Annotated in this window: 20 protein-coding genes and 2 pseudogenes; 7 read left to right on the top strand and 15 right to left on the bottom strand. The window is 61.0% G+C overall.

The window, feature by feature from the left end; all coding sequences use genetic code 11:
• Window positions 1-36: 36 nt before the first annotated feature.
• Window positions 37-1086 carry a LuxR C-terminal-related transcriptional regulator gene (locus tag AB4874_RS07685; RefSeq protein WP_368391542.1) on the top strand — a complete coding sequence of 350 codons (1050 nt, stop codon included), beginning with the start codon at window positions 37-39 and terminating at the stop codon, window positions 1084-1086.
• Window positions 1087-1180: 94 nt separating this feature from the next.
• Here the strand turns inward: AB4874_RS07685 and AB4874_RS20040 are convergent.
• From AB4874_RS20040 to AB4874_RS07665, 4 genes and pseudogenes are all read right to left on the bottom strand, one after another.
• Window positions 1181-1378: pseudogene (locus tag AB4874_RS20040) on the bottom strand (helix-turn-helix domain-containing protein); the annotation flags it as partial.
• A gap of 37 nt (window positions 1379-1415) precedes the next feature.
• Window positions 1416-2000: pseudogene (locus tag AB4874_RS07675) on the bottom strand (oxidoreductase); the annotation flags it as partial.
• A gap of 361 nt (window positions 2001-2361) precedes the next feature.
• Window positions 2362-3006, bottom strand: a complete 645-nt coding sequence (locus tag AB4874_RS07670; RefSeq protein WP_368391539.1) for a hypothetical protein — start codon at window positions 3004-3006, stop codon at window positions 2362-2364.
• 47 nt (window positions 3007-3053) lie between these two features.
• A complete protein-coding gene (locus tag AB4874_RS07665; protein WP_368391538.1) occupies window positions 3054-5498 on the bottom strand; it encodes a heavy metal translocating P-type ATPase in 2445 nt (814 codons plus the stop codon).
• Window positions 5499-5683: 185 nt separating this feature from the next.
• Here AB4874_RS07665 and AB4874_RS07660 point away from each other — a divergent pair, with 185 nt between their 5' ends.
• The 6 genes from AB4874_RS07660 to AB4874_RS07635 all read left to right on the top strand — a co-directional run bounded on the left by AB4874_RS07660 (window position 5684) and on the right by AB4874_RS07635 (window position 10351).
• A complete protein-coding gene (locus tag AB4874_RS07660; RefSeq protein ID WP_368391537.1) occupies window positions 5684-6079 on the top strand; it encodes a MerR family transcriptional regulator in 396 nt (131 codons plus the stop codon).
• A 51-nt stretch (window positions 6080-6130) separates the two neighbouring features.
• Window positions 6131-6463, top strand: a complete 333-nt coding sequence (locus AB4874_RS07655; protein ID WP_368391536.1) for a hypothetical protein — start codon at window positions 6131-6133, stop codon at window positions 6461-6463.
• Between the two features lie 90 nt (window positions 6464-6553).
• Complete coding sequence (locus tag AB4874_RS07650; RefSeq protein ID WP_368391535.1) at window positions 6554-6988, top strand: c-type cytochrome; 435 nt, start codon at window positions 6554-6556, stop codon at window positions 6986-6988.
• A 1-nt stretch (window position 6989) separates the two neighbouring features.
• Window positions 6990-8360 carry a multicopper oxidase family protein gene (locus tag AB4874_RS07645; protein WP_368391534.1) on the top strand — a complete coding sequence of 457 codons (1371 nt, stop codon included), beginning with the start codon at window positions 6990-6992 and terminating at the stop codon, window positions 8358-8360.
• A gap of 50 nt (window positions 8361-8410) precedes the next feature.
• Window positions 8411-8794 carry a c-type cytochrome gene (locus tag AB4874_RS07640; RefSeq protein WP_368391642.1) on the top strand — a complete coding sequence of 128 codons (384 nt, stop codon included), beginning with the start codon at window positions 8411-8413 and terminating at the stop codon, window positions 8792-8794.
• A gap of 612 nt (window positions 8795-9406) precedes the next feature.
• Entirely contained in the window at window positions 9407-10351 is a 945-nt protein-coding gene (locus tag AB4874_RS07635) for an Acg family FMN-binding oxidoreductase (protein WP_368391533.1), read from the top strand.
• A gap of 8 nt (window positions 10352-10359) precedes the next feature.
• On the opposite strand, the gene AB4874_RS07630 is transcribed toward AB4874_RS07635, so the two are convergent.
• From AB4874_RS07630 to AB4874_RS07580, 11 genes are all read right to left on the bottom strand, one after another.
• Window positions 10360-10608 carry a hypothetical protein gene (locus AB4874_RS07630; RefSeq protein ID WP_295535732.1) on the bottom strand — a complete coding sequence of 83 codons (249 nt, stop codon included), beginning with the start codon at window positions 10606-10608 and terminating at the stop codon, window positions 10360-10362.
• 19 nt (window positions 10609-10627) lie between these two features.
• Complete coding sequence (locus AB4874_RS07625; protein WP_368391532.1) at window positions 10628-11809, bottom strand: cytochrome-c peroxidase; 1182 nt, start codon at window positions 11807-11809, stop codon at window positions 10628-10630.
• A 3-nt stretch (window positions 11810-11812) separates the two neighbouring features.
• Entirely contained in the window at window positions 11813-12742 is a 930-nt protein-coding gene (locus AB4874_RS07620; protein ID WP_368391531.1) for a sterol desaturase family protein, read from the bottom strand.
• A 5-nt stretch (window positions 12743-12747) separates the two neighbouring features.
• Window positions 12748-13740 carry an imelysin family protein gene (locus tag AB4874_RS07615; protein ID WP_368391530.1) on the bottom strand — a complete coding sequence of 331 codons (993 nt, stop codon included), beginning with the start codon at window positions 13738-13740 and terminating at the stop codon, window positions 12748-12750.
• Window positions 13737-15098 carry a di-heme oxidoredictase family protein gene (locus AB4874_RS07610; protein WP_368391529.1) on the bottom strand — a complete coding sequence of 454 codons (1362 nt, stop codon included), beginning with the start codon at window positions 15096-15098 and terminating at the stop codon, window positions 13737-13739. Before AB4874_RS07610 ends, AB4874_RS07615 begins: the two co-directional genes overlap by 4 nt.
• A gap of 83 nt (window positions 15099-15181) precedes the next feature.
• Window positions 15182-16528 carry an imelysin family protein gene (locus AB4874_RS07605; protein WP_368391528.1) on the bottom strand — a complete coding sequence of 449 codons (1347 nt, stop codon included), beginning with the start codon at window positions 16526-16528 and terminating at the stop codon, window positions 15182-15184.
• 71 nt (window positions 16529-16599) lie between these two features.
• Window positions 16600-17460 carry an FTR1 family iron permease gene (locus AB4874_RS07600; RefSeq protein ID WP_368391527.1) on the bottom strand — a complete coding sequence of 287 codons (861 nt, stop codon included), beginning with the start codon at window positions 17458-17460 and terminating at the stop codon, window positions 16600-16602.
• Window positions 17457-17882, bottom strand: coding sequence for a cupredoxin domain-containing protein (locus AB4874_RS07595; RefSeq protein WP_368391526.1), 426 nt, complete (start codon window positions 17880-17882; stop codon window positions 17457-17459). The genes AB4874_RS07600 and AB4874_RS07595 overlap by 4 nt, the downstream gene beginning before the upstream one ends.
• 310 nt (window positions 17883-18192) lie before the next feature.
• Complete coding sequence (locus tag AB4874_RS07590) at window positions 18193-18597, bottom strand: hypothetical protein (protein ID WP_368391525.1); 405 nt, start codon at window positions 18595-18597, stop codon at window positions 18193-18195.
• A 265-nt stretch (window positions 18598-18862) separates the two neighbouring features.
• Window positions 18863-19192, bottom strand: a complete 330-nt coding sequence (locus AB4874_RS07585; protein ID WP_368391524.1) for an ATP-binding protein — start codon at window positions 19190-19192, stop codon at window positions 18863-18865.
• A gap of 13 nt (window positions 19193-19205) precedes the next feature.
• A complete protein-coding gene (locus tag AB4874_RS07580; RefSeq protein WP_368391523.1) occupies window positions 19206-21098 on the bottom strand; it encodes a PAS domain S-box protein in 1893 nt (630 codons plus the stop codon).
• Window positions 21099-21756 lie beyond the last annotated feature (658 nt).

Below are 21756 nucleotides of genomic sequence, written 5' to 3'. Positions count from 1 at the left end.
AAAGCCCTATCGCATCACGACATTTACGAAGCCGCCTTGGATGACGAACTGTTCAACACGCTGCCCAATCGACTGGCGCGCGAAATCGACGTTCCGTCGGCGTTATTCATATGGCTCCACCCGGGGGACTACCGGGAAATCACCGCCGGAACACAAGCGGAAGCCAATCTCGATTACAACACATTCGAAGGACCTGATCCCTGGTTGGCGCAAGGCACGGATGACAAGGTTGGGACCGGCGTATTTCGACTTTCGAACTACGTGTCCCCGCAAGAACTCGAAGAAAGCGAGATGTTTAACGAGTTCATCACGAAGAATCGGCTGGATCGGTATTGGTGCCTCGGCCTGCTACAAGGCACGCGCGACGGTCGGGTTGCCACGGCCTTCCACAAAGGCAAGACCGCCGGGGATTTCACGGATACCGAACTGAGCCTGATAAATCGCCATGTCGAAGACCTAGGTCGGCTCCACGCGATCCGGCGCGAATTGCACCGCGCCAGCATCCGCGAAATCGCAGCCGCGGATCGCAGCTTGCTCGACGATGCGCCGATCTTCGAACTTGATCATCAGGGCCGCCTTCTTCGGATGAATGGGAAAGCTGAACGTCTCTTCAAGTTGCACCCACTTCTTGCCGTCGATTCCAAGCGCACGCTTAGGGTTCAGGGCACCGGACAGAGCGCCTTTCACTTGACGGCCGGAAAAGCCACGGCGGCCCGTAAAAGCGAGGCAGGCGCGATGGATCTAGCCCAGACGCGCGCAAGCGACGGGCGTATCATCCCGAGACTGCGGCTCAACTTCCTGCCACGCACCGACGGCGGGCGTAAGGTGCTTGTTATTGCGACAACCGAATTCACCGATGGGATGCAGGATCTTTTCGACTCTCCGCAGGAACGAATACTGCTTACGCCTCGTGAGCGCGATGTCCTGCATGGTTTGATCCGGGGCCTCAGGCGCGATCAGTTGGGCCACGACCTCGATCTGGCGATGCCGACGATCGATTTGCACAGTGCCAACCTACGTAGAAAGCTCGGGGCGCGAACCATCGCAGAGGCGGTCGCCATCGCCCTAAAGCTGGGCCTTATCTAATCCAATAAGAGCCGTGGAGCGTTCGGCGCAGGCGATGAACTATGCGTCCGCTCTGCCTCTGCGATTTCAACGGGTCGCTGCAACGCATGCTTCAAACTTCTCGGCTGATTGTCGAAGGCGACCGTTTCAAGCTTTGCGCGATCGAACGAAACGACCGCTTTGCGACAAGCTCACGGGAAATCCCCTCCCGCTCAATGAGACCCAACACCCCTCGCGACTGCCTGCGTCCCAATGGCCCGATCCCACCAAATTGCGCCAAATGAGGGAGAATCGAAGACGACGCACGATTGAAGAGCATTCTCTTCGTCAAGCCCGCCTTCAAGCTGGTCTGAAGAGTTGAGCTTCACTGCGATGGGAAAGTTAGGACCGACTGCCGCACGCGTTGCCTCGATGGTTTCAAGGAGCAGTCTCATGCGGTTGGCGATTGCTCCGCCATATTCATCGCGGCGCGTGTTGAACAATGGCGACAGGAATTGACTGAGCAAAAACCCATGTGCGGCGTGAATCTGCATGCCTCCAAACCCGGCTTGCTGTGCCAAGCTGGCGGTCTTTGCGAAATCCAGAGCCATCTGTTGGATTTCATCTTGTGTCATCCCCTCACAGCGAAGGCCGGGCAAATCGAGGGCGCTTGGCCCCTTAGGGCTGCTGATTGGCACATATGCAAGCGCCCCGGCGTGACCGAGTTGCAGCCAAAACTGCGTGCCGTTTTGAGAGCCAAGTTCGGCAAGCGCGCGAAACCTTGACAGGTCAGAAGCTGCGTCAAACATCAGATTGCCGGACCTTTCAGCGTAGATAGGCGTGGCTTGCACCTCGCCAATGATCGATACGGCCACCCCACCTTCGGCCCAATGCTGATACAGCCTGTTTTGCTCGGCTGTCGGATGACCGGTTTCGTCCCCCAAGGAGTCAGACATTGCCGATTTGGCGATCCGATTTTTCAAGACCACGCGGCAAGGCACTGTGGGTTTGGGGTCCAAGCGGTCATACGGCAGCGCGACTTTGCCAATACGGCGATGCACCGCCGCGAGCGACGATCCCGACCCTTAGCAGCCCTTTATGACGATCGCCGCAAAGGTCTGGAAGCAGCTTGAAGCTGCCAGTCGACCACGACGCTGGAAAGCACGATGGTCTGCCCTGAGCAGCCGCCCGATGATACAAGCCTTGTCCGCCCTGAGTTTAATCGTTTTCGAAGCTACAACAAGAATCCAAGCAGTCACTGATCTGAAACTTTCGGCGTTTGGCCTGGCCCGAAATAGATCGGACATCCTCGAAACCTCAATGACCGTGCATCGCCTCACCCTTCGCGATCGCGAGGTGATGAGCCTGATGATGCGCCCCGACGGTCAAAATGCCGATGAAGCCAAGCGCACGGATCTTTTGAGCGTCCGCCCCTTTCACTATAAGCGCGCTGCCTCCGGGGATATTCTCGGCGCTCATCTTCCAGCCCTCGACCCCGTTCATCGTCGCCACATGGGCCGGCACCATCGCCCGGATCGACGCGGTGATCGCAGGATCGTCCGAGGTTGCCTCGAAGCGAGCGCCGCCTTGGATGTCGCGCGCGCGAACCTGCGCATGAAGGGTGACGTTGTTCATGTCGATCAGGTGCTGGCGCAAGACTTCAATATCGACGCGGCTCCAGTCGGTGTTGGGATCGGCGAGCAGGTGGGCCACGATTTCTTGGATCGCGGCAAAAGCGGACTGGCCCGGTTCAGTGATGGTGCGCGCATCACCCATGGGCTGGACGCCGGGCATCATCCCCTCAGGCCCGGCTATATCCGCGCCATGCATCATCGCATGATCGTCTGACATCATGGCATGGCCCTCACCCATTGCTTGGTCCATGCCGTGACCGTCCATGTCCTGTGCATGGGCGAGCACAGGAACCGCCACGAGAGCAAGGATGGAGAGACTGCGTTTCATATAACCTCCAACAGTTTGCATGAGCCTATCATGTTGATCCGGCCGCGTCACAATTTCAGCCTGCGCAGCCGCAACGCGTTGGCGATCACCGAGACCGAAGAGAAGCTCATCGCGAGTGCTGCGATTGCCGGCGAAAGCAGCACGCCGAAGACCGGGTACAGCACGCCTGCCGCGATCGGCACGCCGGCGGTGTTGTAGGCGAAGGCGAAGAACAGGTTCTGACGGATATTGCGCATCACCCCCTCAGCCAGACGGCGCGCGCGCACAATGCCGTTCAGGTCGCCCTTGACGAGCGTCAGCCCCGCGCTTTCCACTGCGACATCAGCCCCGGTGCCCATCGCGATGCCGACATCTGCCGCCGCCAGCGCCGGGGCATCGTTCACCCCGTCGCCCGCCATTGCGACCGAGGCGCCGTCCTTGCGCAGCTTGTCAACCAGCGCGGCCTTGTCTTCGGGCGAGACGCCGGCATGAACCTCATCGATCTCCAGCGCGCGCGCGACCGCCTGCGCTGTGCCCTGACTGTCGCCGGTGGCCATGATGATGCGCAGCCCTTCGCCATGCAGGGCGCGGATCGCATCGACGGTGGTTTCCTTGATCCGATCGGCGACGGCGATCACTCCGATCACCGCGCCATCGCGGGCAAGATACATTGCTGTCTTGCCGTCGTTCTGAAGGCGTTCGACCGTTTCGGCCAGCGCCCCGGTATCGGCGCCGATCTGCGCCATCAGAGCGGCGTTGCCAAGCGCGATCTGCGCGCTCTCCACCCGGCCCATAACGCCCTTGCCGGTCACCGCCTCGAACCCCTCCGCTTCAAGTCTGGGCGCATCCTGTGCGCCCTGCACGATGGCCTCCGCGAGGGGATGCTCCGAGCCACGTTCCAACGCTGCAGCCAGCGACTTCACCTCTTCCTCGCTGACCCCATCGGCAATCACGTCGGTCAGCGTGGGTTTGCCTTCGGTCAGCGTGCCGGTCTTGTCCACGATCAACGTGTCAACCTTGGCAAAGCGCTCCAGCGCCTCGGCATCGCGGATCAAAACGCCTGCGCTCGCGCCGCGCCCAGTGCCGACCATCACCGACATCGGCGTGGCGAGACCCAGCGCACAGGGGCAGGCGATGATCAGGACCGAAACGGCCGCCACGGTCGCGTAACCCAGCGCTGGACTGGGGCCGAAGGTGAGCCAGACGATGAAGGCCAGCGCCGCGCAAAGCACCACCCCCGGCACGAAATAAAGCGCCACGCGGTCGGCCAGCCCCTGAATCGGGGCACGCGAGCGCTGCGCTTTACCGACCATTTCGACGATACGCGAGAGCGTGGTCTCCGAGCCCACCGCCTGCGCTTCCATCACGAAACTGCCCTGCTTGTTAAGCGTACCGCCCGTGACCGCATCGCCCTGCGCCTTCTCGACTGGCACGGGCTCACCCGTGAGCATGCTTTCATCGATGGCCGACGACCCATCAGCAATCACGCCGTCTACCGGCACGGTCTCGCCCGGGCGCACGCGCAGCTTGTCGCCCGCCTGCACTGCGTCGAGCGGCACGTCCTCCTCGCCGCTGTCGGTCACCCGGCGCGCGGTCTTGGGCGCCAGATCCATAAGTGCGCGGATCGCGTCGCCGGTCTTTTCGCGCGCCGAAAGCTCCATGATCTGCCCGATGAGGACGAGAACGAGGATCACCGCCGAAGCCTCGAAGTAGACGGGTGGCATCCCGTGCTGGTTCAGCATCTCGGTCGGGAAAACACCCGGCACCAAAAGGCCCACAAGCGAGAACAGGTAGGCTGCAAGCGTGCCGAGCGAAATCAGCGTCCACATATTGGGCGAGATGTTCACCACCGATTTCCAACCCCGCACGAAGAACGGGCGCGCGAACCACAGCACGGGCGTTGCCAGCACGAATTGCAGCCAGAGGAAGGCTTTCGGGCCGATCCAATCCGCGAACGGCAGGCCGATATGTGCGCCCATTTCCAGCACGAAAACAGCCGCCGCCAGCGGCCCCATGATCCAGAGCCTGCGCCGAAAATCTACCAACTCCGGGTTCGGGCCAGCATCGGCCGAGGGATTCATCGGCTCCAGCGCCATACCGCATTTCGGGCAGTCGCCGGGATGGTCTCGCACGATCTCGGGATGCATCGGGCAGGTATATTGCGTCCCTTCCGGCATGGCCTTAGCCGCCGGCCGGACGCCGAGATAATCTTGAGGGCGCGCCTCGAACTTGTGCTGGCATCCGGACGAACAGAAATAGAACCGCTCGCCATCAAGCTTGGCCATATGCGCGGCCGTGGCGCGATCAATTGACATGCCGCAGACGGGATCGGTCGCTTTGACGTACTCCTCGGGCTTGGCGACAAACTTGTCGTGACACCCTTGCGAGCAGAAATGATAGCGATGCCCATCATGGTCATGGCTGGGCTTGTCGGCATTCGTGTCCACGGTCATCCCGCAGACCGGATCGCGGGTGATCGTTTCGGCAGTGTCATGCTGATGGCGCGATGTCATCCGTTCATCCTTTCGGCAACTTCGCTTGACCAGATAGGGCCTCTAGTAACTGGAGGGTCAAGCCCGTGGCGGGTATTTTCCTTCAACCCCGGGCCGCATCCGCCAGTTCCCGCACGCATCACGCAAGCGTGACTTTGGCTTCCATCTACTAGAGGGCTTACTTGCCGCTCAGGAGGAATGTGCAGATGAATATCGGGGCCGCCGCGACGCAGACCGGGCTGCCGGTCAAGACCATCCGGTATTACGAGGAAATCGGCCTCGTCACGCCGGACCGACGCGCGAATGGCTATCGCGATTTTTCTGCGGCTTGCGTCGAGCAGTTGCGGCTTTTGGCGCAGGCGCGTCACCTAGGCTTCTCGCTTGAGGAATGTCGTCGCCTACTCGCGTTGAGCGCCGACGAGGACCGCGCAAGCCGCGACGTGCGCGCGCTTGCGCAACAAAATCTGGAAGCGGTGCGCGAAAAGATCGCATCCCTCACCGCATTGGAGGGGCAGCTTGAAGGGCTCATCGCGCAATGTCACGGCGACGATGCCCCCGATTGCGCGATCCTTGACGAACTGATGGGCCTGCGCGGCGATTGACAGGCGCGCGCAAGCCCACCAGATATGGATGAGGGAGAAACGGGAGCAGACATGCGCAAGGCGCTGCATATCTTCATGTTCGGGCTGGTCGCGATGATGGGCCTGTCGCAGTTGGGTGCGCCCGCTGCCGCGATGACCCATACCCGCGCGATGGACGCGCTCACCATGGCAGATTGCGCGGCCTGTCCCGATGGGCATCACGCGGGTCAACCCGCGCAAGACATGCCCTGTCCGCATGCGGAAATGCTGGTCTCGGCCACTCTCACCTTTTCGCCCGAGCTCTCTCTGAGCCGAGCCGATCTGTCGTTGCCGCTGCGGCCCGCCGACATACCGGCCCCACCGGCGCATGAGCCCCAGCTCGACCTGCCGCCCCCCCGCATCTGATCGATCAAACGTTCGCACGTCCTGCGCCTGCGCGCGCGGACCCAGTTTCTCGCGCCCGCGAAGGCGCGTCTGATCGCATTGGATATCTATATGAAGACCTACATACTCTACGCTGCGCTCGTCGCAGCGATCGCCGGGGGCGTCTGGCTGTCGCTACGCCCTGACCCCGCCACCGTGGCAAAGGCCGCGACGCCTGCACAAGGCGCTGCGCTTGTCGCCATCAGCCTTCCCGAAACCCTCTCTGCGCAGGCCGTCATGGGCAAGCGCGCCTTCGAGTCGACCTGCATCACCTGTCACGGCAAGAACGCGACCGGCAAGGCGGGGTTCGGACCGCCGCTGGTGCACAAGATCTACGAGCCCTCGCATCACGGCGACATGGCCTTTCTCGCTGCGGTTCAAGCAGGCGTGCGCGCCCATCACTGGCGCTTTGGAAACATGCCGCCGCAAGAGGGCCTGACCCGCGCCGACACCGCAAATATCGTCACTTACGTGCGCGAATTGCAGCGCGCCAACGGGATCAACTGAGATGCAGAACTTCAAACCGACCCGCCGGTCCATTCTTGCCGGAGCGGGCGCAAGCGCGCTGGCATGGCGCGCGGGCTTCGCCCAGACCGCACCCGTCGTTCTGACCGCGCAGCGCGCAAGCGTGCAGATCGCGCCCAAGGGCTACCCACAAACCGAAGTCTGGGCCTATGACGGCGCGCTACCCGGTCCGCAATTGCGCGTTCCCCAAGGCGCGCGGTTGCGCCGCCGTTTCGTCAACAAGCTCGATGTGGCCAGCTCGATCCACTGGCATGGTATCCGCATCGACAATGCGATGGATGGTGTGGCGGGGCTTACGCAAGACGCCGTGCCGCCGGGGAACAGTTTTGACTACGACTTCACGCTGCCCGATGCCGGAAGCTATTGGTATCATGCGCATACCAACTCGATGGAGCAGGTCGCACGCGGGCTTTCGGGCCCGCTGATCGTCGAAGAACCCGAGGCCCTGGATGTCGATCGCGACGAAGTGCTGATGCTGGATGACTGGTTGCTTAACCCCGAAACCGCGCAGATCGACCCGGATTTCAGCCAACCGATGGATCTCAGCCATGGCGGTCGCCTTGGCAACCTGATCGGCACGAACGGGCGTTTCAACCATCGGCTTGCCGTCAAGCGCCACGAACGGTTGCGCTTGCGCCTGATCAACGCGGCCAATGCTCGGATCTTCGTGCTGCGGCTTGTCGGGGTGTCAGGCTGGCAAGTAGCGCTGGACGGGATGCCCTTGCCGACACCGCAACCCGTCGCGCAAGAGCTGATCCTTGCACCTGCGCAACGCATCGACCTGATCGTCGATGTCATGGCCGAGGGCGCACAGGCCGCGATTGAGCGATTGGGCAATGATGATCAATGGCATGCGCAAATCGGTTTCGAAATCGCAGGCCAGGCCAGCCGGGCACGGCGCGATCCGCCATCGGCGCTGCCGCCCAACCCGCGCATGGATCTGCCCGATCTAGCGCAGGCGCGCCAACTTGAGATGAAGATAGAAGGCGGCGCGATGGGGCGGATGGCGATGGGTCAGATGCGCTCACTGATGCAGAGCGGCAAGTTCTGGACGCTGGGAGGTCAGGCCGGGCCGGGCGAGGCCCCCTTTGCCCGGCTGTCGCGCGGCGAACCGGTGCGGCTGCGCCTGCTCAACGACACCGCCTTTCCCCATGCGATGCACCTGCACGGGATGCATTTCCGCGAGGTATTGCCCGAGGGTCGGTTCGGCCCGATGCGCGATACGATCCTGACAATGGCGGGCCAGAGCCAAGAGATCGCCTTCATCGCCGACAACCCGGGAAAATGGCTGTTGCATTGTCACATGCTCGCCCATGCGGCGGCGGGCATGACCCGCTGGATCGAGGTGGCGTGATGGATTGGACCCCTGCATTCTACGCGCTTGTGGTGCTGTCTGGGCTGGCGATGCCAGCAAGTGCTGGCCCGCTTGATGGGCGCGATATCGCGACGGGTAAGCGGCTCTATGGCGAGACCTGCGCAAGCTGCCACGGCGCGCAACTTGAGGGCCAGCCGAATTGGCGCGAGCCGGGAGCTGACGGCATCCTGCCCGCACCGCCACATGACGAAAGCGGCCATACTTGGCACCACGATACCGGGCTACTTTTCGACTACGTCAAACGCGGCGGCGCGGCGGCGCTTGCTGATCGTGGGGTCGCGGATTTCGCCAGCGGCATGCCCGGTTTCGCCGGAACCCTCAATGATGGCGAGATCCTCGACATTCTCGGCTTCATCCGCTCAACTTGGCCAGACCGAATGCAAGCGGCGCAGGCCGCCCGCGACGGGAATTAAATGGGGAAGTCATACTGTCAAAACCGCAAGATTGGTTGCGCCTTGGCTTGCCAATCTTTGGACGGGAACGACCGGTTCCGCATGTGAGAACTATTCCACTCTCGGATATGGGCGGGGGGAGCCCCGCCCATTCTCATGCAAGGTACACCGTGCGCTATCTCGGTGGCGCTGCGATTGGCTTTGCTGTGCGGGGCCTCCCAAAAATCCGCTGGTGGGACGGGAAAGGCTTCGGTCCCTTGATCGACCAATAGTTTCTTTCGCAGCAAGCCGACGATCAAGGCGGCTTTGATCAGCTCGTGGGCTCAATGGCGGTCCTTAGCTACGCGATGCAGCGATGACTGCTGCAGACAAAGCGGACACTCTACTTGCCTTCTTTCATGTTTACCGTGGGGCTATTGACGCAAATCAAGGAATGGTCGCCACAAAACGTTAAATTATTGAAAGCATGCGTCAAACAATTGGGCATTCGATATGATCTCACGTCGAGCTTTGGTTGTCTCCGGGTTGTCGGTCGCTGCTATCGGAGCATGTGGATATGGTCTCTGGCCTCGTCTCGGCGGTTACAACGAAGAGGTTGACCGTCAACGTCGCCCCTTATCAGCGGACCCGGATTTGGTTGAACTGGCGCGTTTCGCAACGCTTGCAGCCAACGGACACAACACCCAGCCATGGAAATTCCGTCTCGACGGGGCGACGGTGTCGATCTTGCCCGATCTTTCGCGGCGGACGCAGGTCGTTGATCCCGATGACCACCATCTCTACGTTAGCTTAGGATGCGCTGCGGAAAATCTATTGATCGCGGCAAACTCAACAGGCAGATCCACTGAGCTTTCGTTCGAAGACGGTCCACAGACGAGAATCGACATTTCACTTGGCAATGGTCCCGTGCGCGATCTGGCGCTTCAGCAGGCCATCCCATTGCGCCAATCGACGCGGTCCGAATATGATGGACAACCGATTTCCGCGTCTGAGATCAAGCTATTGAAAGCTGCGGCCCAACAAGAGGGTGTATCGGTTCTAATCTTCACCGAAGCCTCTGATCGCGACGCAATTCTTGACCTCGTTGTCGAAGCCAACAGCGCACAGATGGACGATCCTGCCTTTGTGGCCGAGTTGCGCAATTGGATCAGGATGACACCGAAACAGGCGCTTGAGACGCAGGATGGCCTGTTTGCCGCGTGCACCGGTAATCCGGTCGTGCCAGCGTGGATCGCGAACCCGATGTTTGGCATGTTCTTTCAAAAGGACAGCGAGAATGACAAGTATCGGACCCAGATCCGCTCTTCCGCCGGCGTTGCGGTTTTCGTTGGGGACGCCGAGGATCCTGAGCATTGGGTCAAGGTCGGACGCAGCTTTCAGAGATTTGCGCTCCAATCTACGGCGCTTGGCATTCGCAACGCGCATATTAATCAACCCATCGAAGTGGCAGGTGTCCGTTCAGAATTCTCGCGTTGGTTGGGAATGACAGATGCGCGTCCGGACCTGGTGGTGCGTTTCGGACGCGCGCCTGCTTTACCCATGTCGCTAAGGCGCCCGGTTGCTGACCTCATGATCTGATTTGAGCGCTAAGGACTCCAAGCCGACATGCGGCGGCGCGGCGTAGCCTTGCTGGCACTCTCGGTCGTAATCAACGCGACCGCCCCATTGCCGCCGTTCACCGGATCAGAGCGCACCGAAGTGCAGCGTCCAATTCCATGCAACTGCCGACCGACGAAAGTGGTGCGACCAGATTTCCGTTCGGGTGCGATCACGCGATTCATATTGGCTGATGGCTTGACGAAGGTCGCCGAAATCGTCTGTTTCTTTGTCGCCACCGATATCCGTCAGCAGCCCCTAGTTCTGGTTGTTTAGCAGGGGCTCATAGCGTTTGTCGGTCAGGGTTTCGAGGAAGGCCACCAGCGCATCGATCTTGCGGTCGCTCAAGGCTTTGGCGCGCAGCTCTTCGAGGTCCACCGTGCCGGGCACTTCGGGATCGGCCCAAGGCTTGCCCGTCTCAGGGTTCAGCTTGCGATCGGGGTTGTTGAATTTGTCGTAGAATTCGATCACCGTCCGCAGGTCGGAAAACACGCCGTTATGCATGTAGGGCCCGGTCACCGCGACATTGCGCAGGCTTGGCGTTCGAAACTTGCCATCCATTGCCGGATCGCTCACCTGCGGATTTTCCAGCAGCCCGTGATCGATGTAATCGGGCGAGACTTGGCCAAGCGCCAGCAGGGCGGGGTTCCGCGGTACGCCGATATTGCGATACTGGTGATTGGTGAAAGGCTCAAACGGCGCATCCTCGCGCTTGAGCCTGTGGCAGTTCGCGCAATTCACGTTATTGTTCGAAAAGAACAGCGTGCGCCCGAGGTCTTCCAGCACGGTCAGATCGTAGTCGCCGCGCAGGAAGCGGTCGTATTTGCTGTCAAAGGGCGCGAATTGCGCGGTGCGTTCGTATGCCTCGATGGCGCGGCCAAACGCGGTGAAGGCGGCTGGCGTGTCGGGGGCGGCATCGCTGGGGCGCTCAAAGATATCCGCGCCGAAGAGCCGCTTGAAATCGGCGACGTAATCGGGGTTTTCCTTGATCCGCGCCTCAACAGATGCCGCCTCGGGCATCATCATCTCGACCGGGTTCAACGTCGGGGCGACGGCCTGATTGGCTAGCGTCGTGGCGCGTCCGTCAAGGAACTGCCCGCCCACATATTCCTTTAACGTCTCGTCAAAATGAAACGGCGGCGCGGTCAGCGCATAGGTCACCATCGGCGCGTTGCGCACGCCCAAGGCGTGGCCGTCATCGCCCAGCGAGACCATGCCCGTCGCAGGGGTCTCGCGCCCGTCGGTGAAGGCGCGGTCGGGATCGTGGCAGGTGGCGCAGGCCATGGTGCGATTGATCGAGAAATTGGGATCGAAGAACAGTTGCTCGCCCAGGTCTGCCTCGGTCAAAGGCGCGCCTTCGGTCAGGGCGGGCGGCGGCGCGGCCAGCACAACCAGTCCGGCGAGGGTCGCCACGATCATCAGTGAAAGGCGGGTCGTCATGGCTCAGCGCCTCCGCATCATTTGGCCGAGATCGCGAAACGGTTCCATCAGCAGCGCCGCCACGCTGGAGTAGCGCGCCCCGCGCGGGCCGATCCCGAAATCGGGAGCGCCCTGAATTTGCGCGGGCAGTTTGAGCGTGCCGAAGACCCAGTCCCAAAGCGCGAGGCAGGAGCCGAAATTGCTGTTCAGGTGGCGGCGGTCATGGTGGATCTGGTGCTGCGCGGGCGACACGAGAATATGGTCCAGCCAGCGCCCGTAGCTTAGTCGCACATGGCTGTGGCGCAGGTTCGCGGTGAAGGCAAACAGCGCCACGATAAACAGGTTTTCGCCGAAGATCGTATAAAGGTCGAGCCGCGCGCCAAAGAGAAAGATGAACACCCCCGTAACGCCCCCCGCCACCACCGCATGACGCAGCGCAAAGAGCAGGCTTTCCAGCGGGTGGATGCGATAGACCAGCAGCGGTGTCAGCACCTCCGCCGCGTGATGGACCCGGTGAAACGGCCAAAGCCAGCGCGAACGATGCATCAGCCGGTGCAGCCAGTAGCGCGACAGATCAGACAGCAAGAACAGCGCGAGCGTGTAGGCCAGCACGATGGATCGGTAGCGCCACGCAAGAAAGGGCGGGTCGTAAAACGCGTTCAACCCGTGCAGCACCCAGACCGCCACTGTCTGCACCGAAAGCACCAGCGGCACGATCAGCGCCGTGCGCAATCCCCACGCCACGATGAAATAGAGCGCATCAAGGCGCGAATCCGAGCTGAGCCAATAGGCCCGCAGCCGCGCGCGCGTCGGCCAGCTTCCTGCCCCCAGCATCAGCACCAGCGCAATCGCCGCGCTGGCGAGAAGATAGAGCCAGAAGATCCGCTCGGCCCCGTCAAAAAGCCCGTCAAAAGGCTTTGGCAGGCTGTGCAGGGTTGTGAAAGCCGTGGTCATCGCGCTCAATCCCCGTCAGCATCCACGAGCCCAAGCGTCACGCCGACCAGAAGCGCCAGCGAGTTGTAATAGGCGTTCTGCGCGCGTTGCAGCGCGTTGATGATCGGCACGGCCTCGCGCGGTGCGAATGCCTTATCCTCGGGCACGGCCTTGTAGGCTTCGATCGCCTCGCCAAGCATGTCCTGAACCGAGGCGAGACCGGCCCCTGCGTCGCGTGCCTCGGCGATGCTCGAGAGGTTGGGCGCGGTTTCGGTCGCCAGAAGCCGCCAATGCGTGTCAAGAATCGTGCCGATTGCGGGCCAAGACGCCTTGCCCCAGCGGTATTGGCGGCTTTCGGGATGCATCTGGCCAAGCGTCTTTTTGGTCAGCCCCGCCACTTCGGAAATGCGCCAGTCGCGGGTCTTGTAGAGACTTTGAATCTGGGCATTCATCAGCAGGCCAAGCGCCTCATTGGGATTGGCCAGAAAATCGTCGCGGTGATCGAGATATCCCTGATGCACCGTCTCGAACCGCTTGCAGAGCGATCCGGAAATCTCCTGCGCGAGGGCCTGACGGCGCTGCGACCAAGGACCCGAAAACAGGATGTCGTCAAGCGCGGTAATCGAGCGATAGGCGTTCTTGTAAAGCGCCTTTTGCGGGCTGGAATCGCTTTTGATCGCACGTTCGAGGCTCGCGTGGAGATCCTCCTTGCCGTTATGAAACATGTCGATCAGCAGCGGGTAATCCATTGCGTCCATGTCGTAGCCGCCGAGGATATAGGTCGCCTGGACCCGCCCCCAGCCAATCGCAAGCGCGGTGAACGCGTCTTCGCGCGCCTGCTGGGTGCTGTCGGTTGCAAGCGTCCCCACCATCGCGTGGCAGCTTTGCACCGTGGCCTCGGAATCGGCCAAAAGAATGTCGTCATAGATCGCCTCATAGGCGGCCTGCGTATCTTGGGCGGCACCAGCCAGCGGCACGAGGGCCGCAAACAGGACGGATAGGACTGCAAGCCGGGTCATAGTGTCTCCAGATAGCTGAGGATCGCGGCCCGCGCGGCCGGATCGAGGGAAATAAATGTCTTTCGGGCCTTTGCGGCCTCACCGCCATGCCACAAGATCGCCTCTTCCGGCGTGCGGGCGCGCGCATCATGCAGGAAACGATGACCTGCGCGCAGGCGTGCGCCAAGGCCCCAAAGCGGTGCGGTGCGAAACTCCGACGGACCTGCCTCGTGTTCGCGCACGCCATCGGCCAAATCCGCCCCCATGTCATGCAAAAGATAGTCGCTCATCGGGCGGATCTCGCGGCCATCGGCGGTGCTCAGCGCAGGCCGGTGACAGGCGGCACAGCCGATGGCGGCGAAGAGATCCGCCCCACGCGCGGCCTGAGCATTGAGCATGACGGGTTGCGGCGCCTTGAACCCCTCGAGATAGGTTTCGATCGCCGCAAGCCGCGTATCGGGCAGATCAAGCAGCCCTTGCGGCGAGGGGCGTCCGCGCGGGGCCTCGCGGCAGGCGGTCTGACCGGGCTGGCACAGCTCCACCGGGTAGCGCGAATTGGTCAGCCCCATATCGACGGCGGCGGCATTGGCAATCTGCGCGATAAGCGTGGGCTCGGCGGCCTTCCAGCCATAGCGCCCGATTGCGCCATCCGCCATCCGGTTGGCGCGTCCGCTGATCCCGTTGCCGTCGCGATCCTCGGGGTCTTCCCACGCCAGAATTTCCGCGTCGGGCACCGCCGCGATCAGCCCCAGCCCGGCCAGCGCGGGCGGCTGGCGGGTAAAAATCACCGTGTCCTCGGCCAGCGGCCCATAGGCCAGATTGTCGAGCTTCGGTGTGAAGCGTTCGAGGGTGACTTCGGCGCCATCGCGATAGCGATACGCGATCTTGTGCGTTTCCAGCCGCGGGCGCGCTTCGGGGGTTGCATGGCCGGTCGCGTTGATCGCGATTTGGCCGCCGTAATGCGGGTCGAGCATGCGGGCATGATCGGGGCTTTCGGGAGTATCCGTCGCCATCCGCGCGTTATGCGCGCCCGGACGGGCGAGCTTGAATAGCAGCGCACGCAGCGGCTTGCCATCGGCGTCGATCGTCGGCGCGGAGCCATTGTCTTCGTGGCAACTCGCACAGGTATTGGCATTGAAGAACGGTCCCAGCCCGTCGCGTGCGGTGGTGGCCGCGGGTGCTGCGACCCAAGGAATGGAAAAGAACGACCGCCCAAGCATCCGCTGGTCGAGCATAGCGTCGTCGCGCGCGCGCATGGCTTGGGCAAAGGGGGAGGGACCCGCCGCATCGGCGGTCCAATCGGGCAAAGCGGTCGCAGCGATGCCCGTTGCCGCCATCAGCGACAGCGCAAGCGTTCCCGCGATGATCTCCTTGCGCATCATTGTGTCCCGCAATTCTCAATCGGTGCAGGCACGCCCGGACCAAGCCGGCCGTGCCCCTTCATTCATCAGTCCCGGCCCGATCAGTTGACTTGCGTCTCTTCCGGGTCGGTCACGTTGTCGGTGGTCAGCGACAGGCCGTATTGCGGCGCGATCTGCACCATCTCATCCCCAAGCTTGCGCAGCTTGTTCTTCAACGTGACGATATTTTGCACGCTGTCTTTGTTCTCGGGGTGGATCTGATAATCGAAATGCATTGAGGTCTTGGCGGTCTCATTCACCGTGCCGATCCGCTGAGAGATATCAGCCATCAGGCTGTCGAGCGTGGCGCGCTCCTTCTTGGGCAGCGCATCGGCAAAGCCCATGCCGACATCTTTACCCCGATACGTGCCCAGCAGAACATTGTGAATGCCCTCATAATTCAGCGCGATATCGCGATGGGTATTGTCGGAAAAGCATGATTGCTCGTCTTCCTCCGAGGGCGTGAGCACCGCCACCGCGATCCGTTCATTGGCCAGTTCCGATTTCGAGAACACGCCAATAGCGGTCAGGATCTGCTTGAGCGCGTCCTGCGTCGGGATATTCATCGCCGCCTGATCGCCGGCCAGCTTGCCCAGCAGCGCCGCGCGATAAAGGCCCTTGTCGCCATCCACCGTGTCGTCCCAAGCCCCCGCAACGGTGGTCAGATCAAAGACCAGCTTGTCTGCGGCCGATTGCAGATAGGCCAAGCGGCGTGCGGCATGTGCATCGGTGGTGAAATCGCTCAGCGGACGCTGCCCTGCGACCATCGCGCCATGGGTGACTTTATCCTCGATCATGTTGGCGTAATCCTGATCCTGCCCCCAAAGCAGAAATTCAATCGCGTGATAGCCGGTCGCGACATTGGCATCGCCGCCATTTTCATTGAGCGCGGTCAGCGCGTCGGGGGTGATCGTGGTCACATCGACTTCCTCGGGCGCTTCGCCGCCCGGGGTGAAGGCACCTGCCGTGTCGATGATATTGCCCGAGGTTTTGTGGCCATCGGCATCGGTCGTGTAGTCGATCATGTTCTCATCAAGCGGCCAGGCGTTGATTTGACCTTCAAGCGCGCCGTATTTCTCGGCAACCCAGCCGGTCTCGGCGTCGATTGGCCCGTTGGAGAGGCGAAACACCTCGGTCGGGCCATAGCTCTCGCGCGATTGCAGCCAAGCCTGCTTGGCGGCCTCAAACGTCTCCTCGGTTGGGGTCGCGGCGAAGGCGTCAATCGCTGCCTTCAACGCCATGGCATCCGCCAGCGCGTCCGAATAGCTGTCATGGGCGATGGTGGCATAAGTCGCGAGCGCGTCCATTTCTTGCTTTTTGCTTACTTCGGCCAGCACACGCGTCGGCGCGAAAGCAGGCATCCCGAGGGCAAAGCAGGTTGCGATCAAGGCGATCCGATTGGTTTTCATGGTCACTAGTCCCTTGTTTTCGGTTTGCTTTGGTCGCGGCTGGCGAGGGCTTGCCGCATCGTGGTGAAAAATCAGGCGGGTGCGATCCGCGTGGCGGCAAAGCGGCGCTTTTGCCAGCCAAACAGCACCGCCAACGTGCCCCAGTAGAGCGCAAGCATAAGGATGTCCCAGACGATGGGTTGCGAGCGATAGGCCGCGAGCGTCGCCAGAAGACTTCCAAACATCGAGCTGTCCGAGAGAACACCTGACGTGTCCCAGACGGTGGCATAGACCCAGCCAGGAAGATCAAAGGCGGAAAGGTGCTTGGAGAGCAGCTTACCCATCGCGCTCAGGAACAGCGCCGAGCCCAGAAACAGCAGCATCCACTCGGTCACGCGGAAGAACCATTTCCAAGAAACGAAGCGCGCACCAACCTGCAAGGCCCAGAACAGCCCCAGCGCAATCCCCAGACCAGCAGCAGCCGATCCGAAGAAACTAAGGAAATTGGCCAAGCTTTGCAGTTGCAGGAAAGAGCCATAAAGGAAGACCACTGTTTCCGAACCTTCGCGCCCGATTGCGATCATCGCCAACGCGAACACGCCCCACCAGTTGGATGTGGCGACATGGCGATCTAATTCGCCCTCCATCTCACGCTTAAGAGTGCGACCATGCTTGCGCATCCAGAGCACCATCTGAACAATCAGCACCGCCGCCATGGTGAGCATACCAATTTCGAACCAGCTACGCGCCGCCGCGCCAAGGAACGTCGTGACCCCCACCAGCGCCAGTGCCAGCATCGTCGCCAACGCGAAACCCGCGACGATCCCGCCCAAAAGCCATGTCTTACCCGCGCGCGCATCGGCGCGATGTGCCATCCATGCCCAGAGAATACCGATCACCAACAGCGCCTCGACGCTTTCGCGCGCCACGATGAAGATCACCTGACCCATCATTGCGTGACCTCCTTTGCGATCAGCTTGCCCATCACGCCGGGCTGAAACTCATCGAAATAGTCATATTCGCCGGAATCGAGCGGGGTGACGGTCATCGTCACGTCCATCCCCATGAACAACACCTCTTCAAGGCGCATCTGGTTGCTCTCGAACTCGCTGGGTTTTGTGCCGATATTCGTCACATGCAGCTTGAAACGGGTCTTGGCGGGCACCACCAGCGTCTCGGGTAGCAACGCGCCGTCCTTCAACTCAATTTTGTAGGTAGGCACCGATGCGCCCGGATCTACAGGTTCGCTAAATCCCGTAGCCTCTGTCGCGGTTTCTTGCGCGTGTGCCGCACTTAGCCAGAGTGGTGCGAGACAGGTCACGACAACGCACAGAAAGGCTTTCTTTGGCATCTTCATCTTCAGTAGGCGGGACATTGCGAAGGCCTCTTTGTCGATCAGAAAACGTAACCACTCAATTCCTGAGCATTTAAGTCGTCTTTATTGAGAGCCACTTAGGGAGTCAATCCTTGAAGTCTTTCGGGGCTGAAATTCAGCGCCAGATTTGAGACACGCCAGAGGTTCCAAAAACACCGCACGGCAGAAAATGTTTCGTTTCCAAGATGATGACTAGAGACAAAGCAAAAGGCGAGATTGGGTCCGATACCCCCGTCGCGACCTTACCCATGATGCCAGATTAGACCCTTGGCTCTGCTGCTGGCCCCTCCCGACGGCCTCCAGCGCTGTGCTAGGGAATACGGCTTCCGCTTCTCGATCGCGGCGTTATCAACGGCGAGACGCAGCGGATCGCCATTGAGCGCGGCGATGGTCGCCACGATTGTATCGCGCAGAGCCTTGTCGCACCGCCGCGCTTCTTCATGCGTTTACCGCCAACGTCGAGCGCATGCTTGAGGATGCTGAGTTCTGAGGGGGCGAAGGTGATATCATCGCTCATCGGCGACATTTTCTCCATTCTTGGAGTTACGGTCGTCGCCCCGACCCGCTTGGTGGCGACGAGCGAGAGCGGCGCAACACCGTCCGGGCCCGGATCTTCGCCGCGCACGACATGGCGACAAAACATCACGCCGAAAAGCGCCGTAACCGCCGTGAACGAGGCCCGGCAAACCCGCCAGCGCGCCGTTTGGCCCGCCAACGGAATAAGCCTGGCAGTGCCCGGGCACGGCCCCGCCATTCTTCTCAACCCAGATCAAGGCCATCGTTGCCGATGGTCTCGACGTCGCTCGGGATGCATTCGATATGATGCAGCAGCTGCCGCGCGAGATCGCGTGGCACCGGGGGCAAGGTCGTTAGGCTTGAAGCGTCAGCGAGCGGACGCGGGCAGGTGCCGCCGCTCAACACAAGAAGCGCCAAAGGGCAAGGAATCTTTCACCGACAGAGATTAGCGGCGCTACTTCACATCATTCGACGAGGGGCAAATCGAAATAGAACGTAGTCCCGCGACCAACTTGCGACGAGAAATTGATTGTCCCGCCGTGAAGCTCGACGATCTCCTTGGAAATCGCCAGCCCGAGACCGACGCCGCCATGCGACCGCTGGTCCGACGAATCGATCTGGGTGAATTTTTTGAAAACCTTATCGCGCACGTCATCGACAATGCCGGGGCCGCGGTCTTCGACCGACAGCCGCGCGGTGCGGGTTTCTGCGTTGGCACGCACATCGACCTGCACGGTTTCGCCCCGCGGCGAGAATTTGGACGCATTGGTCAAAAGGTTGGTGACAACCTGCATCAGCCGCTCGTCATCACCATCCACGATGGACCGGATCGTCAGACCCCACAAATTCAAAGGCGATGTTGTTCTTCGCCCCGTAATTCACGTTCTGCTCTATCGCCGATTTCGCCAGTTCATTTAGCTCGACCGCATGCTTCTCCATCCGAAGCTTTCCCGAGGCGATCCGCTCCATATCCAGCAAATCCTCGATCAGACGGATCAGCCGGGTGCCATTTTCATTCGCGATTTCCAGCATGCGCTGGGTCTTTGGCGGTACCTTTTCGATCTTGCCGCTGAGGACAAGCCCCAGCGCGCCCAGAACGGAGGTCAGCGGCGTGCGCAATTCGTGGCTGACGGTCGAGGTGAATTCGGCCTTGGCCTTGTCCGCAGCCTCGCGCGCGGTGATGTCCCGGATGATCCCGACAAACAGCAACCGGTCCTTGGTGATCAGCTCATTCACCGTCAGTTCCAGCGGAAAGGTCGAGCCGTCGCGGCGCAGGCCAACCTCTTGCCGCCCTGCCCAGGCAATCTTCTTGGTGCCGGCAGTGGTGTAGCGCTCAAGATAGGCCGTGTGCTGGACGCCATGGCTCTTTGGCATCAAGACGCTGACATTCCTGCCGCTAAGTTGGCCGGGGCCATAGCCGAATATCTTTTTGCAGGCCGGGTTCACGCTGACGATCGTGCCCTGGGCATCGATCACGATAATGCCTTCGCCAATGCTGTCGATGGTCGAGCGCATCATCTCTTCATTGTCGCTGAGCTTCGTCGACAGATCGAGGAACGCATTGGCCAGAACGCCGATCTCGTCCTTCCTGTGGGACGGCAACTGTACCGGCGTTTCGGTAGTGCGGGCATCCTTCACGCTTTGGGTCAGTTCGCGCAGCGGCTTCGTCACGATATTCGCCAATCCCGTCGCCGCCAGAATTGCCAGCAATACGAAGACGCCGCCAAGAATCATTCCGAACTTGCCAAGACTGGACACGCCCGCAAGCACCACCTTGCGCGAGGCTTTCAGCCCGATGGTGATGAAGTTCTCGGCGTCAAGATCGTTCACATTGACCCGGACCAGATAGGAAATACTCTTTCCGTCATCAATCGCCAGTTCCGAGCTGGTGTTGGACAGGGCATCCGCCACCAGCTTTGGCACCGGGGCGGAATTGCCGCCACTCAGTTGCAGCCCAATCAGAGAGCCGTCTCCGGAATATTCGAGATAGTCCCCGGCCCGGTTGATGACATAGGCATCGTGACCCGGCGTGGATTCACGAAACGTCCCCACCAGAAGCTTCTCATAGTCGATATTGGCGACCAGAAAGCCCAACAGAGCGTGCCGCGTCGAATAGAGTGGCCAGATCGCGCGCAACATTGCGGTTTTCGGTTCGGTCACCACGCCATTCTCGCGGTTCAGCGTGATGTCGGAAAACGTGATATGGTGTTCGCTGTGTTCCGCGCCCGCGCCATGGTGGCTATACATCGCCACCGCCTTCTTGAAATAGGCCTCGCCACCCTTTTGCTGCAGCGCCCCCTGCTTCACGACCATCAATGTGCCGTTTACGCGGTTCATACGAAGCAGCTCGCGCCCCTGATCCGCGACGGTGATAAGGCGTAGCTGGGTGTATTCGGGCTGAACCGACATGATCGCCCGGAACGAATCCTGCAGCCCGGTGGCGGTGGAGGGGTACAGCGACCCGGCCTGCCCAGTCGCAAGGTCGGCTTCCATCTGCCGCTCGGCCGCCTTGACCGACGCCGAGGCGGCCAGCACGAAAAGATCGCCGCTAAGTTGTGTATAGCGATTCTTGAACCGCGAAGCGATCAGACGGGTTTGCCCGCCAATCTCACGCTTGGCCGCGTCCAGCGACAGTTCTTTGGACTGGTAAATGAACGTGAACGCCATGCCGGCGGTGGCGATCGACACAACGAGGGTCATGACGAGGGCAATCTTCTGGCGGATAGACAATGAAAACATGGAGTTATAATTGGTCCTGAAATTTCACGGGCCAATCTGGGCCAGTTTGAACAGCAATTGTTTCAAGAACGAAATGCCAGGAGACCTGTATTTCAAAGCACGGCGCTAGAATTTCAACCTAGAGGGGTGGCGCTCAATATGCCGAAACAGAAATTGTGGCAAGCCACCTGTTTCGAACTCGGCAATAACACGCCTATGCGACATTTCACCACCATTTTGCTCAGCCGTTCGTGAATGCGCGTCGCCTAATCCATCGGGGCTTTCGCAAGAGGCCGTCGTGGCCGCCCCCACATCACCACCCGCAAAGGAACCCAACAATCAGCTTCCCCCCAAAGTGTCATCATCTACGCCCGCACAGCGTCCGACTTAGACGCGGACATAGCCCAGGCTTTCGGGCATGGCATCCGGCAGTGCCTGAAAGCCATGCCTAATCGCCGGATCGATGCCATCGTCGTCGACACCTGCTTTCTGGCCTACTGGTCTGCGCCACCTGTGGTGCGCCCTATTATGTCACCTGCGGCAATGGGCGTGGCGTCTGCAGCAACCACAATTCGATCCGCAAGCCGAGGATCTAGGCACGGGTCTTTCATCGGCTTCGCCACTCGCTGCTGACGCCAGA

The organism is Thioclava arctica, assembly GCF_040892615.1.
In the GTDB taxonomy this organism is placed as follows: domain Bacteria; phylum Pseudomonadota; class Alphaproteobacteria; order Rhodobacterales; family Rhodobacteraceae; genus Thioclava; species Thioclava arctica.
The sequence above is the reverse complement of the archived record's forward strand: the minus strand, read 5'-3'. Positions and strand labels throughout refer to the sequence as shown.

What these genes read in the sequence shown, in the direction of transcription:
- AB4874_RS07665 (WP_368391538.1), bottom strand. Translation starts at nt 5,498, where the DNA reads ATGACATCGCGCCATCAGCATGACACTGCCGAAACGATCACCCGCGAT.
- AB4874_RS07645 (WP_368391534.1), top strand. Translation starts at nt 6,990, where the DNA reads ATGCAGAACTTCAAACCGACCCGCCGGTCCATTCTTGCCGGAGCGGGC.
- AB4874_RS07600 (WP_368391527.1), bottom strand. Translation starts at nt 17,460, where the DNA reads ATGATGGGTCAGGTGATCTTCATCGTGGCGCGCGAAAGCGTCGAGGCG.
- AB4874_RS07670 (WP_368391539.1), bottom strand. Translation starts at nt 3,006, where the DNA reads ATGAAACGCAGTCTCTCCATCCTTGCTCTCGTGGCGGTTCCTGTGCTC.
- AB4874_RS07625 (WP_368391532.1), bottom strand. Translation starts at nt 11,809, where the DNA reads ATGACGACCCGCCTTTCACTGATGATCGTGGCGACCCTCGCCGGACTG.
- AB4874_RS07615 (WP_368391530.1), bottom strand. Translation starts at nt 13,740, where the DNA reads ATGACCCGGCTTGCAGTCCTATCCGTCCTGTTTGCGGCCCTCGTGCCG.
- AB4874_RS07585 (WP_368391524.1), bottom strand. Translation starts at nt 19,192, where the DNA reads ATGCAGGTTGTCACCAACCTTTTGACCAATGCGTCCAAATTCTCGCCG.
- AB4874_RS07640 (WP_368391642.1), top strand. Translation starts at nt 8,411, where the DNA reads ATGCCAGCAAGTGCTGGCCCGCTTGATGGGCGCGATATCGCGACGGGT.
- AB4874_RS07610 (WP_368391529.1), bottom strand. Translation starts at nt 15,098, where the DNA reads ATGCGCAAGGAGATCATCGCGGGAACGCTTGCGCTGTCGCTGATGGCG.
- AB4874_RS07650 (WP_368391535.1), top strand. Translation starts at nt 6,554, where the DNA reads ATGAAGACCTACATACTCTACGCTGCGCTCGTCGCAGCGATCGCCGGG.
- AB4874_RS07605 (WP_368391528.1), bottom strand. Translation starts at nt 16,528, where the DNA reads ATGAAAACCAATCGGATCGCCTTGATCGCAACCTGCTTTGCCCTCGGG.
- AB4874_RS07655 (WP_368391536.1), top strand. Translation starts at nt 6,131, where the DNA reads ATGCGCAAGGCGCTGCATATCTTCATGTTCGGGCTGGTCGCGATGATG.
- AB4874_RS07660 (WP_368391537.1), top strand. Translation starts at nt 5,684, where the DNA reads ATGAATATCGGGGCCGCCGCGACGCAGACCGGGCTGCCGGTCAAGACC.
- AB4874_RS07580 (WP_368391523.1), bottom strand. Translation starts at nt 21,098, where the DNA reads ATGACCCTCGTTGTGTCGATCGCCACCGCCGGCATGGCGTTCACGTTC.
- AB4874_RS07595 (WP_368391526.1), bottom strand. Translation starts at nt 17,882, where the DNA reads ATGTCCCGCCTACTGAAGATGAAGATGCCAAAGAAAGCCTTTCTGTGC.
- AB4874_RS07620 (WP_368391531.1), bottom strand. Translation starts at nt 12,742, where the DNA reads ATGACCACGGCTTTCACAACCCTGCACAGCCTGCCAAAGCCTTTTGAC.